A 12,270-nucleotide genomic window follows, 5' to 3' on the forward strand; every position below is an offset into this window, starting at 1 on the left:
CGTGCCGGAGCCATGACGGCATGGCTCCGGCCCAGCAGACCGGCGGCTGCCTGGGGCAGCCCGCATGAGCCCGCACGAGGAGGAAGACGTTGGTCCAGCAGGACCCGGCACCTCGCAGCGACTGGATCGTCGAAGTCGCCGGGGTGGACAAGAGCTTCGCGGGCGTCCACGCCCTGCGCGCGGTGGACTTCCGGCTGCGCCCCGGTGAGGTGCACGCGCTCATCGGGGAGAACGGCGCCGGGAAGTCGACGCTGATCAAGGTGATGACCGGTGTGTACCGGCCCGACGCCGGCCGGGTGCGGCTCGCGGGCGAGGACCGCGGCTTCCGCAACCCCCTGGAGGCGCAGGCCGCCGGCATCTCGACCATCTACCAGGAGGTCAACCTCGTCCCGCTGATGTCGGTGGCCCGCAACCTGTTCCTGGGCCGCGAACCGCGCCGCTTCGGCCTCGTCGACGTCCGCGCGATGAACCGCACGGCCGCCGAGGCCCTGCGCCGCTACGGCGTGGACGTCGACGTCACCCGCCCCCTGGGCACCCTCGGTCTCGGCGCGCAGCAGATGGTGGCCCTGGCCCGGGCCGTGCGGATCGACGCCCGCGTGGTCGTGATGGACGAGCCGACCTCGTCGCTCGAACCCCGCGAGGTCGACACCCTCTTCTCGGTGATCCGCGACCTCAAGCGCCAGGGCATCGCCGTCGTCTACGTCAGCCACCGCCTCGACGAGCTGTACGCGATCTGCGACCGGGTCACCGTGATGCGCGACGGCGCCGTGGTGCACACCGGCGAGATGGCCGGCCTGGAGCGGCTGAAGCTCATCTCGCTGATGCTCGGCCGCGAGATGTCCACCGTGCGGGCCAAGGGCGCCACCGCCTTCGGCGCCGAGCACCACGACCGGGACGAGGAGGGCACTCCGGCGCTGCGCGCCACCGGCCTGACCGTCCGCCACCGCCTGCACGGAGTCAGCCTCGACGTCCACCGCGGCGAGGTCGTGGGACTGGGCGGGCTGCTCGGTGCCGGACGCAGCGAGACCGCCAAGGCCATCACCGGGGCGCTGCCCACCGACAGCGGCACCGTCGAGGTGTCCGGAGCACCCCTGGCCCGGCGCGGCCCGGCGGCCGCCATCAAGTCCGGTGTGGTGATGCTCGCCGAGGACCGCAAGACCGAGGGCATCCTGCCCAACCTGTCCGTCCGGGAGAACATCTCCCTCGCCCTGCTGCCCCGTCTCGCCCGCGCCGGCGTGGTCTCGCAGGCCAAGCAGGACGAGGTGGTCCGCTTCTTCATGGAGCGGCTGCGCATCAAGGCGTCCGGCCCCGGCCAGAAGGTCAGCGACCTGTCCGGCGGCAACCAGCAGAAGGTGCTCCTGGCCCGCTGGCTGTGCCTGGACCCCCAGGTGCTGCTCCTCGACGAACCCACCCGCGGCATCGACGTGGGTGCCAAGGCCGAGGTGCAGGCACTCATCGACGAACTCGCCGACCAGGGACTCGGAGTGCTGTTGATCTCCTCCGACCTGGAAGAGCTGATCGAGGGCTCGGACCGCATCGTCGTCCTCAAGGACGGCCGGACCGTCGGCCACCTGCGCGACGCGGACGTCACCGAGCAGGCCGTACTGGACACCCTGGCGTCCGCCGCCGACGCACCGGAGGACCAGGACCAGGACACGGCCGCGCCGGGCAGCACCGTTCCGGACCCCCCGGCCCCTGCCGCGTCAGGCACCCCCGCACCCGATACCCCCGCACCCGACACCCCCGCGCAGGGCACCGCCGCCCCGGACACCGCCCCACCAGGCACCGCCCCACCGGACACTGCCCCACCAGGCACCGCCGCCCCGGACACTGCCCCACCAGGCACCGCCGCCCCGGACACCGCCCCACCGGATGCCGCCCCCCACGACCGGCCCGCCGTGACGGCCGTGCCCGATGACCGCCCCGCGGTGACGAAGGAGGAGCCCCGATGACTCCCACGACCTGGGCCGGCCCCCTCCTGCCGGACCGCGCCCGGCTGCTGCGCTGGACCCAGACGTACGGCGTCTACGCCGCGCTGCTCGCCCTGTTCGTCGTTGCCGTGGCCCTGGACGGCTCGTTCCTGTCCGCGGGCAACGTCCGCATCCAGCTCTTCCAGGTCGCCCCGACCCTGATGGTCGCGCTCGGCATGGCCCTGGTCATCGGCACCGAGGGCGTCGACCTGTCCGTCGGCGCCGTCATCGCCCTGGCCGCCTCCGTCGTCCCGCTCTACCTCGGCTACGGCATGCCGCTCGCGGTGCTGCTCGCCCTGCTGTGCGGCGCCGTCACCGGGGCGGTCGGCGGCACGATGGTGGCCTTCGCCCGCATCCAGCCGATCGTCGCCACGCTCTCCCTCATGATCGGCCTGCGCGGGGTCGCCGAACTCGTCAACGGCAACTCCGCCAAGCCCGTCACCGAGTCCGGGCTGCTCAGCCTCGGCTCCGACAGCTTCCTCGGCGTGCCCGTCATGGCGTGGATCGCCGCGGTGTGCGCGGTCCTGACCGCACTGCTGGTGCGCCGGACCACCTTCGGCCGCCAACTCGTGGCCATCGGCGACAACCGGCAGGCGAGCAAGCTGGCCGGACTGCCGGTCCGCCGGGTCCTCGTCACCGTCTACGTGCTGTCCGGCGTCCTCGCCGCCTTCGCCGGCGCGATGATCGTCGGGCACGGCGCCGAGGCGGACCCCGCCAACCAGGGCCTCACCATGGAACTCAACGCCATCACCGCGGTGGTGGTCGGCGGCACCCCGCTGACCGGCGGCCGGGTCCGGGTGCTCGGCACGGTGGCGGGCGCGCTGTTCATGCAGCTCATCACCGCCGTCCTCACCCAGCACAACGTGCACTCGTCCTACACCCAACTCGTGGAGGCCGCCATCATCTGCTGCGCGGTCTACGCCTCACAGGAGCGTGGTACCCGATGAGCCCCGCCGCCCTGCGACCGGCCGCGCCCCCACCCGAGTCCGCCTCCCCGGCGGCCCGGACCGCCCTGCGCGGACGCGCGGCCTCCCACATCCAGCGCCGGGGCGCCCTGGCCGTCCTCGTCCTGATGGTCGCCCTCGCCTCCGCGACCTCTGCCACGTTCCCGACGTGGTCCAACATCAGCAGCATCCTCGGCAGCAACGCCTTCGTCTGGCTCCTTGCCCTGGGCATGACCTTCGTCATCCTCACCGGCGGCATCGACCTGTCCGTCGGATCCCTCTACGCGCTCGGCGGCGTCGTCGCCGCCTACGGCGCGCATACCGGCGGCACCTGGCTGGCCATCGCCCTGCCCCTGGCCACCGGCGCGCTCTGGGGCACCGTCCAAGGACTGCTCGTCTCCCGGGCGGGCATGGCACCCTTCATCGTCACCCTGGCCGGCCTGCTCGGCGCCCGCGGCCTGCTCCAGGCCCTGACGAACGAAGGCGCCACGACCTACCTCGTCCCGGCGGACTCCGCCTTCCGGCGGCTGGGCGAGGGCACCTGGGTGCCGGTGCTCACCGTCGCCGCGCTGTTCGGACTCGGCGCGCTCCTCCTGACCCGCACCCGGTTCGGCGCCACCGTCACCGCGATGGGCGGCAACGAGAGCGCCTCCCTGCTCATGGGCCTCCCCGTGGCCCGTACCAAAGTGCTGGTCTACGTCCTGTCCGCCACGCTCGCCACCACGGCGGGCGCGCTCGGCAGCGCCCGCCTGGGCTCCGGCGTCACCACCATCGGCGTCGGCTACGAACTGACCGCCATCGCCTCCGTGGTGATCGGCGGCACGCTCCTGACCGGCGGCAGCGGCTCGGTGGGCGGCACGGCCAGCGGCGTGCTGGTGCTCGCGGTCATCCACAACCTGATCGACCATTACTTCTCCCAGTACGGCTCCGCCTTCACCGACACGGTCAACGGCGCCTTCCTCGCCCTCGTCGTCCTGGTCCAGACCCTGCTCAGCCGTACCCGGCAGACGGACTGACGGGCCTGCACCGGAAGGAGTTCCGTGGGCGTCAGCCTCAAGGACGTCGCACAGCGCGCCGGCGTGTCCGTCAAGACCGTGTCGAACGTCGTGAACAACTACGTCCATGTGGCGCCCCGGACCCGCGCCCGGGTGCAACGGGCCATCGACGAACTCGGCTACCGCCCCAACCTCGTCGCCCGCCACCTGCGCAACGGCCGCACCGGCATCATCGCCCTGGCCGTCCCGGAGCTGGGCAACCCCTACTTCTCCGAACTGGCCGGAGCCGTCATCGACGCGGCCGCCCGGCACGACTACACCGTCCTGCTGGACCACACGGCGGGACTGCGCGAGAAGGAGGTCCTCGTCTGCCAGGGCTTCCGGGCCCAGATCATCGACGGCCTCATCCTCAGCCCCATCCGGATGGAGACCGAGGACCTGCTCGCCCGCACGGACACCTCGCCCCTGGTCCTCATCGGGGAACGCGAGTACGCGGCCCCCTTCGACCACATCGCCATCGACAACGTCGCCGCCGCCCGCGCCGCGGTCCAGCACCTGCTCGACACCGGGCGCCGCCGCATCGCCTTCCTCGGCGCCCGCCGCGAGAGCGCGCGCGAACCGGCCCATCTGCGCCTGCGCGGCTGGCGGGAGGCGTACACCTCGGCCGGCCTCAAGCCCCCGGAACCCCTGGTCGTCGCCACCGACGGCTATGACCGCGAGGACGGCGCCGTGGCCATGGCCGCCCTGCTGGACCGCGGCGAGCGGCCCGACGCCGTGTTCGCCTTCAACGACATGGTCGCCCTGGGCGCGATGCGCGTCCTCGCCGAGCGCGGTCTGGGCGTGCCCCAGGACATCGCGGTCGCCGGCTTCGACGACATCAAGGAGTCCCGCTACGCGGCCGTGACCCTGACCACCATCGCCCCCGACAAACAGGCCATCGCCCGCATCGCCGTCGACTGCGTGATGGAACGCATCGCCGCCCGAACGGCCCCCGCCCCGCGCCGCATCCTGCCGGGCTTCGAACTGGTGGTACGGGAATCGACGGTGGAGCGGCCGGTCTGACGCGGGGAGGCGCCTGTAGAGGCGCCTGGTGGAAGGAGTTCGGCGGGGAGTCACTACGATCGGGGGTGTAGACAACCGTTCGGCCGGTGCTCACGGACGAGTGCCGGCCGGGGTCGCCGACGCCGGGGTCCGCTCCCCGGGCTGCGGTGATCTTCCTACCCAGGAGGACCCCCAGCATGTTCCGACGCATAGGGAACACGGTCGTCCGACATCCTGTCTGGACGATCGTGGCGTGGCTGATCGCGGCGGTGGCGATTGCCGCCACGGCTCCCAGCCTGCCCTCGAACAGCGACGAGAGCAGTTTCCTGCCCAAGAGTTACGAGTCCATCAAAGCGGCGGATCTCCAGGAGAGGGCGTTCCCCAGCGCCTTCACCCCGTCCGCGATCGCGCTGTTCCAGCGCGCCGACGGCGGCCGGCTGACCGCCGCCGACACCAAGGACGTCGCCCGGATCACCTCCGAACTGGGCGGCAAGCACATCGACCAGGTGCAGAAGGTCGTCCCCGGCCCGCCGTCCAAGGACGGCAAGTACGCCATGACCCTGGTCCAGATGGACAGCAAGAACGCCGGCCAGCCCAAACAGGCCGACGCGGCCAAGACGTTGCGCGAGGACGCCAAGCAACTCGCCAAGGGCACTCATCTCGATGTCAAACTCGGCGGCTCCGCCGCCCAGGCCCTCGACCAGCAGGACTCCTCCCAGCGCGGCCAGGCACTGATCGGCATCGGCACCTTCGGCATCATCCTGGTGACCCTGCTGATCATCTTCCGGGCGCCCATCCTGGCCGTCCTGCCGCTGATCCTGATCGGCGCGGTGTCCGTCATCGCCAACGGCCTGATCTCCTGGGCCACCAAACTGTTCGGCCTACAGGCCAACAGCTCGATCTCGTCGATCCTCATCGTCGTGCTCTTCGGCGTGGGCACGGACTACTTCCTGTTCCTGATGTTCCGCTACCGCGAACGCCTGCGCGCCGGCGACGAACCCAAACAGGCCATGGTCAACGCGGTCGACCGGGTCGGTGAGGCCATCGCCTCGGCCGCCGGAGCGGTCATCATCGCCTTCCTCGCGCTGGTGCTGTCCACGCTGGGCTTCCTCAAGCAGATGGGCCCGGCGCTCGCCATCGCGGTCGCCGTCACCCTGATCGCCGGACTCACCCTGATCCCGGCCGTGGTGTCGCTGATCGGACCGAAGGTCTTCTGGCCCTCCAAGTCCTGGCAGCGGGAGCCCGAGAACGCCCGGTTCGCGGCCCTCGGCCGCGGTGTGCGGCGCCGGCCGGCGCTGACCGCCGCCGTCTCGGGCCTCGTCCTGGTCGCGCTGTCGCTCGGCACGCTCGGCTTCAAGGCAACGTTCGACCTGGCGTCCGGCTCCATGCCCAAGACCAAGGAGTCCATGGTCGTCCAGGACGAGATGCAGAAGGCGTACTCGGCGGGCGCCGCCGCCCCCACCGACGTCTACCTGACCGCCAAGGACGGCAAGCCGCTGGACAAGGCGGCCTTCGACGCGTACGCGAAGAAGCTCGGCGCCGTGGACGGTGTCGCCGATGCCCACATGAGCCAGGTGAGCAAGGACGGCACCACCGCCGACTTCACCGTCACGCTCAAGTACGAGGCCTCCACGGACCAGGCCATCGACGCCGTGGGCCGGGTGCGTGACGTCGCGCACGCCGACGCGCCCGACGGCACGAAGGCGTACGTCGGCGGCATGTCCTCGATCTTCAAGGACATCGACACGGCGGTGAACCACGACTACCGCACGGTCTTCCCTGTCGCCGCCCTCCTGATCATGGTCATCCTGGGGCTGCTGCTGCGCAGCCTCGTCGCCCCCTGGTACCTGATGGCCTCGGTCGGTCTCGGCTTCGGCGCCACCCTGGGCGCCACCGTCTGGATCTTCCAGGACGGCCAGGGGCACTCGGGGCTGATGTTCATGCTCCCGGTGATCATGTATCTCTTCGTGGTCGCCATCGGAACCGACTACAACATCCTCATGATCGCCCGGCTGCGCGAGGAGGCCCGTGAGGGCCGCGAACCGCGCGAGGCGGCCGGGATGGCCCTGCGGTACGCCGGACCGACCGTGGCCGCCGCCGGCTTCATCCTGGCGGCGACCTTCGCCACCATGATGCTGGCCGGCAACTCGCTGCTCACGGAGATGGGCTTCGCGGTCTCCTTCGGCATCGTGGTCGCCGCGTTCGTCATGGCGATGTTCTTCACGCCCAGCCTCACCGCGCTGATCGGCCACGCGGCATGGTGGCCGGGGCACGGGGACCGGGCGGTGGAACGGGCGGACGGTCCGGCGGCGGCCGGGTCCCTCGGCCCCGACCGGCCCGTCCCCGCCGAGAGCCAGGTGGAGGACCCGTCCGGCCGCCGAGGCTGACCGGCACCGCCCAGGAGAACGCCATCCGCGTGAGTCCGCTCCGGACCACGCGGATGGCGTTCCTGCGTTCCGGCCGCGCGACGACTGTCCCGTAGGCCGGTCATGGAGGCGATGGAGGTCATGGAGGCCATGGCCGGTGATGGCCGGTGATGCGACCGGCTCACCTCACGGTGGCGGTCACGACAGCAGGTCGTCCAACTCGGCGGCGAAGAGCAGGGCGGGATCGAAGCCCATCCCGGTGAAATGACCGGCCAGTTCGAGCGACAGGACGCCGTGCAGGCGGGTCCAGAAGGTGAGGGCCCGGTGGAGGGCGACGGGCGGGGCGGGGTGGCCACCGGCCCAGCCCCGGTGCTCCGCCAGGTGGGCGCTGAACGGTGACGCGGACCGGTCCGGGGCGGGGAGCGGTGCGCAGGCGTCGAGCAGCGTCGTCATGATCTGGTCGGAGATGCCGGTGGTGTCCTCGGGGGCGTGGTAGCCGGGCACGGGGGTGCCGTAGATGAGGAAGTAGCGCTGAGGGTCCGTCAGCGCCCAGTCGCGCAGGGCGTGCGCCAGTCCCGCCAGGTCGGCGCCGGTGGCGGAGGCCGCGCGGAGGGTCTCGGCGAGGCTCAGGTACGCGTCCCGGACGAGGGCGGTGATCAGCTCGTCGCGGCTCGCGAAGTAGCGGTAGAGCGCGGGTCCGCTCATTCCCATCTGCTTGGCGACCGCGTTGAGGGAGAGCGCGGGCACCCCCGCCGCGGCGATCTGCTCCCAGGCGTGCTCCTTGATCTCCGCGCGCACCTGGGCGCGGTAGCGCTCCCGCGGGGTCTTCGTGTCTTCCTGCCCCACGGCCTGCCGCCTTCCACCGCGCTCGTTCGACCGGGCCCTACTGGACCTACACCCTCAAGGTTCCGTTAGAAGCTATCACGCAACCTATTGACCCTTCTCCTCTCATGAAGTTATAACTTCTAACGGAAGCAGAAGCCTATAGCGCCCGGCTTCCAGCGCGCTACTCACCCGCCAACCGCCGTCACTGCCAAGGGGATCAACCATGTCCGTCACCCGCAGCACCCGCAGCGCCCGCATTCGCACCGCCCTCCTCGCCCTCCCGCTCGCCGTCGGCGTCCTCGGCACCGCCGCTGTGCCCGCCGGGGCCGCTCCGCACCGCCCGGCCACGTCGCTCACCTGCCGCGGGGAAGGCGTCGATCCGCAGGCGCGGGTGCGCTACAGGACCGAGACCGTGATCCACGCGTCGCTGCGCACCATCTGGAAGCTGCAGACCGACGTGGCACGCTGGCCGTCCTGGCAGCCCGCCGTCACCACCGCGAAGCGCCTCGACCACGGCCCCTTCCGGGCGGGTTCGGCGTTCCGCTGGACGACACCGATCCCGCCCAACCCGGCGACCGACGCCACCACACTGGAGGTCACCTCGACCGTCCGGCAGCTCCGGCACGACTCCTGCCTGCGCTGGACCGGTCCCGCGACCGCGCAGGGGCTGCGCATCGACGGCGTCCACGTATGGAACTTCACCAAGGTCAAGGGCGGCGTCCTCGTACGCACCGAGGAGACCCACACCGGCCCCCAGGTCGACGCGGACGTCCCGACCGCCACCAAGCTCCTCGGCCAGGGCCTCGAAACCTGGCTGTCCGACCTGAAGACCACAGCCGAGTCCCGCACCCACGGCCCGCGGCCCTGACCGCCACGGGGGCCGGCCCGACGTCCCCTCCGTACCGAAGGTCAGAACGGCTGTACTGGCTGCCGACGTCCCGTTGGATCGAACCTGCTCTACCCTGCTCCCGTGATCACCAAGCTGCAGTGTGCGGTGCTGGACTGCGCCGACGTCGGTGAACTGTCCCGGTTCTACCAGTCGCTTCTCGGGGGCGAAGTGAACCGGCCGGACCCGCGATGGGCGCTCGGCGCGGGCTGGGCGACCCTGCACACCGACGACGGGTTCGTGCTGGCCTTCCAGCGCGTGGACGACTACCGGCCACCTCACTGGCCGGACCCGGCCCGCCCCCAGCAGTTCCACTTCGACCTGGCGGTCGAGGACCTGGACCAGGTCCATCGGGACGTCCTCGACCGGGGCGCCACCCTGCTCGACGAGGGCGACGGCCGGCGTAGCTGGCGCGTCTTCGCGGATCCCGCGGGCCACCCGTTCTGCCTCGTCCGGGACTGACAGCGGCCACGCGGGGTGTGGGGCTTTTTGGTCGGTGACGGGCCCACCGCTTGACTTGGTGTCGGGCGGAGGAACCGCCCGGGCACAGGAGAGGCGGCGGCGACTCATGGTGAGCGGCGAACGGTGAATCCAGAGAACTCCTGGGCCGAGGACCGAAGTTGCTGGTATCTCGAAGGTCTGCGTGGACATCTCGGCATGGCAGGCACTGAGTCACGGGTACGACTTGGTGCTGGTGGCCGACGGGCACACCGCGTCCGTCCGGGCGCACGGCAGTGACGAGTTCGCCGCGACGGCACCGCGACGGCCGGACCGCCACAGCCCGGACCGTGAGCGCCGCATCGCCGTCTCAAGCGCGCTCGCACCCCGGCGGGAGTGCGGCCCGCAACTCCCGCACCAGGGCCCGTACGACGGCGGACCCGGCCAGTTCGGGCGTGGTGACGTAGCCGACCTGGCGGGCCGGCCGCTGGGGGCCGAGCGGGCTGATCCCCACCGAGTCCGGTGCCCCGGCCAAGGAGAGCGCGGGCATGATCGCCATTCCGTGGCCCGCGCTCACCAGGGAGAGCACCGCCCCGTCGTCCTCGGCCTCCACCGTCGCCGTCGGGATCCAGTCCTGCGCGGCCCACCAATCACGGGTGTACGAGCCGCAGTTCTCGGCCCAGTCGACCAGCGGCAGCGAACGCGGGGCGGTATGACCCGCCGCGTGCACCAAGGCGTACGGCTCCGTGAACAGCCCGTGCGCGACCAGCCCCGCCGGAAGCGGCGCGGAGCCGCCCAGGGTGGCGATGGCGAGGTCGGCTCGGCCGTCCGCCACTTCCCCCGCGGTGCCGCGTCCCACCTCGCGTACGATCCGCACCCGCGCCTCGATCCCGGGAAACCGTTCGCGCAGCCGCCGCAGCACCGGGGGCAGCAACTGGAGAGCCGCACTGCGGAAGGCCGCGATCCGCAGTGAGCCCTCCGGCTCGTCGGACCCGGCCGCGCCGCGCGCCTCGGCGACCAGGACGTCCAGCAGCCGCAGAATGCGCCGGCCGTGCGCCACGGCCTTCTCCCCGGCGGGGGTCGGACGGGCGCCGGAGCGGCCCCGTTCGAACAGCACGGCCCCGATCTTGCCCTCGCTGCCGCGCACCGAGTGGGAGACCGCGGACTGGGTCAGACCGAGACTTCGGGCCGCGACCGAGAAACCCCCGAGGTCCGCGACCGCCACCAGAACGCGCAGTTCGTGCGGGGCGAGATCGGTGTCGGTCGTGCGGGCCACAGGGCGCTCACCTCACGGTATGAGAACTGCTCATGGAACGGGTCGTCGCATGAGCCCAACCGGCTGCCGACCGGGCGCATTCCCGTCCTACGGTCCCGGTCATGAACGACACCATGCTCATCGTGCACCAGACCGCCCGCCCCCAGGGCTTCCCCACCGCCGGGCACTTCGCCTTCGTCGAGTCCGCGCTGCCCGACATCCCGGCCGGCAGCGCGCTCGTGCGCAACCTGTACTGGTCCGTGGACCCGTACCACCGTGAGCTGATGGACGACGTCCCCGGCGGCTTCGTGCTCGACGCACCGCTGGAAGGCCGCTCCATAGGGCGTGTCATCGCCTCGCGCACCCCGCGGCTGCCCGAAGGGGAGATCGTGTTCCACCGGCGGGGCTGGCGCACGCACGCGGTCGTCACCCCCGAGGAGACCCGGCACCTGCCCCGCTTCGACGGCGTGCCGCTCACCGCGTACCTGAGTCTGCTCGGCGGCACCGGCCTGACCGCCTACGTGGGACTGACCCGGATCGCCCGGCTCCAGGAGGGCGAGGACGTGTTCGTGTCGGCGGCCGCGGGCGGGGTCGGCACGGCGACCGGACGGTTCGCCCGGCTGCTGGGCGCCGGACGGCTGGTGGGCAGCGCGGGCTCCGCGGCGAAGGCCGAGCTGCTCACGCGGGAGGTCGGCTACGACGCCGTCTTCGACTACCACGACGGGCCCGCCGCCGACCTGCTCGCCAAGGCCGCACCGACCGGCATCGACGTGTTCGTCGACAACGTCGGCGGCGAGCAACTGGCCGCGGCGGTGGGAGCGTTGCGCGAGTTCGGCCGCGTCGTCCGCATCGGCACGATCAGCCAGTACAACGCCCCCGACGCGCCGCCGCCCCGCTTCGACCACGCGGACATCGTGGAGAAGAGCATCCGCATGGAGGGCTTCCTGGTCAGCAACTACCGCGATCTGCAAGAGGAGTTGTACGAGTTCGCGGTGCCGCATCTGCAGAGTGGCCGGCTCGCGGTGGACGAGACGGTGGTGGACGGGTTCGAACACATCGTGGACGCGTTCCTGGGCATGCTGCGGGGGCGGAACACGGGCAAGATCATCGTGCGCGACCGTGCGGAGGTCACGGCGGGAGGGTGACTTCGGTGCACTTCCTTCCTTCCTGTAACCCTTTTTGACCACAGGAATGCCCTTAGTTTATGGGTCAACTTGAACATAAGGCTGACCTGTGATACGCACCCGGGTGAGCCGAGCAAAAGGGCCCCGAGAAGCAGCTTTCCGGGGCCCTTGTGGTCATTACGGGCGACAAGTGCGGACGCTAGATCTTTTTCTTACCCGTTCCTTGGTTTGACCCGGCCGAGGGCTGATATGAGGATGGAACTGAGTCGCTGTGTGGCGCATGTTTGAATTCCTGATCGGGAGAAAGGGTATGACTGCGTGGGTCCGCAACGAGCGGCACCGCGAATTTCCCCGGCTCTCCCTGGCCTGGGTCAATCTTCCGGTGTACGTGGTGGACGTTGCGGACCCATTCTCGCAGCACCGGAA

At 71.2% G+C, this 12,270-nt stretch carries 10 protein-coding genes and 1 pseudogene; 9 read left to right on the top strand and 2 right to left on the bottom strand.

Annotated elements, in window-relative coordinates; all coding sequences use genetic code 11:
• Positions 1–89 precede the first annotated feature (89 nt).
• From ABZ858_RS06500 to ABZ858_RS06520, 5 genes are all read left to right on the top strand, one after another.
• Complete coding sequence (locus ABZ858_RS06500; RefSeq protein WP_361373322.1) at positions 90–1,952, top strand: ATP-binding cassette domain-containing protein; 1,863 nt, start codon at positions 90–92, stop codon at positions 1,950–1,952.
• Positions 1,949–2,917, top strand: coding sequence for an ABC transporter permease (locus ABZ858_RS06505; RefSeq protein WP_361373324.1), 969 nt, complete (start codon positions 1,949–1,951; stop codon positions 2,915–2,917). Before ABZ858_RS06500 ends, ABZ858_RS06505 begins: the two co-directional genes overlap by 4 nt.
• Entirely contained in the window at positions 2,914–3,930 is a 1,017-nt protein-coding gene (locus tag ABZ858_RS06510) for an ABC transporter permease (protein WP_361373326.1), read from the top strand. Before ABZ858_RS06505 ends, ABZ858_RS06510 begins: the two co-directional genes overlap by 4 nt.
• A gap of 24 nt (positions 3,931–3,954) precedes the next feature.
• Positions 3,955–4,971: a LacI family DNA-binding transcriptional regulator gene (locus tag ABZ858_RS06515; protein ID WP_361373328.1), complete on the top strand. Its 1,017-nt coding sequence runs from the start codon at positions 3,955–3,957 to the stop codon at positions 4,969–4,971.
• A 176-nt stretch (positions 4,972–5,147) separates the two neighbouring features.
• Positions 5,148–7,337: an MMPL family transporter gene (locus ABZ858_RS06520; protein WP_361373330.1), complete on the top strand. Its 2,190-nt coding sequence runs from the start codon at positions 5,148–5,150 to the stop codon at positions 7,335–7,337.
• A 177-nt stretch (positions 7,338–7,514) separates the two neighbouring features.
• On the opposite strand, the gene ABZ858_RS06525 is transcribed toward ABZ858_RS06520, so the two are convergent.
• Complete coding sequence (locus ABZ858_RS06525; RefSeq protein ID WP_361373332.1) at positions 7,515–8,162, bottom strand: TetR/AcrR family transcriptional regulator; 648 nt, start codon at positions 8,160–8,162, stop codon at positions 7,515–7,517.
• Between the two features lie 202 nt (positions 8,163–8,364).
• Between ABZ858_RS06525 and ABZ858_RS06530 the strand changes: the two genes are divergently transcribed.
• The 3 genes and pseudogenes from ABZ858_RS06530 to ABZ858_RS06540 all read left to right on the top strand — a co-directional run.
• A complete protein-coding gene (locus tag ABZ858_RS06530; RefSeq protein WP_361373334.1) occupies positions 8,365–9,009 on the top strand; it encodes an SRPBCC family protein in 645 nt (214 codons plus the stop codon).
• Between the two features lie 102 nt (positions 9,010–9,111).
• Entirely contained in the window at positions 9,112–9,489 is a 378-nt protein-coding gene (locus ABZ858_RS06535; RefSeq protein ID WP_361373336.1) for a VOC family protein, read from the top strand.
• 169 nt (positions 9,490–9,658) lie between these two features.
• Positions 9,659–9,751, top strand: a pseudogene (locus ABZ858_RS06540) (cysteine hydrolase); the annotation flags it as partial.
• A gap of 84 nt (positions 9,752–9,835) precedes the next feature.
• Here ABZ858_RS06540 and ABZ858_RS06545 read toward each other — a convergent pair.
• Positions 9,836–10,741 (bottom strand): LysR family transcriptional regulator, encoded by a 906-nt coding sequence (locus ABZ858_RS06545; RefSeq protein WP_361373338.1) that lies wholly within the window; start codon positions 10,739–10,741, stop codon positions 9,836–9,838.
• A gap of 101 nt (positions 10,742–10,842) precedes the next feature.
• Between ABZ858_RS06545 and ABZ858_RS06550 the strand changes: the two genes are divergently transcribed.
• Positions 10,843–11,865 carry an NADP-dependent oxidoreductase gene (locus ABZ858_RS06550; protein ID WP_361373340.1) on the top strand — a complete coding sequence of 341 codons (1,023 nt, stop codon included), beginning with the start codon at positions 10,843–10,845 and terminating at the stop codon, positions 11,863–11,865.
• The last annotated feature ends 405 nt before the right edge of the window (positions 11,866–12,270 follow it).

Source organism: Streptomyces sp. NPDC047017, assembly GCF_040644175.1.
Classification (GTDB): domain Bacteria; phylum Actinomycetota; class Actinomycetes; order Streptomycetales; family Streptomycetaceae; genus Streptomyces.

What these genes read in the sequence shown, in the direction of transcription:
- ABZ858_RS06530 (WP_361373334.1), top strand. Translation starts at nt 8,365, where the DNA reads ATGTCCGTCACCCGCAGCACCCGCAGCGCCCGCATTCGCACCGCCCTC.
- ABZ858_RS06505 (WP_361373324.1), top strand. Translation starts at nt 1,949, where the DNA reads ATGACTCCCACGACCTGGGCCGGCCCCCTCCTGCCGGACCGCGCCCGG.
- ABZ858_RS06520 (WP_361373330.1), top strand. Translation starts at nt 5,148, where the DNA reads ATGTTCCGACGCATAGGGAACACGGTCGTCCGACATCCTGTCTGGACG.
- ABZ858_RS06550 (WP_361373340.1), top strand. Translation starts at nt 10,843, where the DNA reads ATGAACGACACCATGCTCATCGTGCACCAGACCGCCCGCCCCCAGGGC.
- ABZ858_RS06510 (WP_361373326.1), top strand. Translation starts at nt 2,914, where the DNA reads ATGAGCCCCGCCGCCCTGCGACCGGCCGCGCCCCCACCCGAGTCCGCC.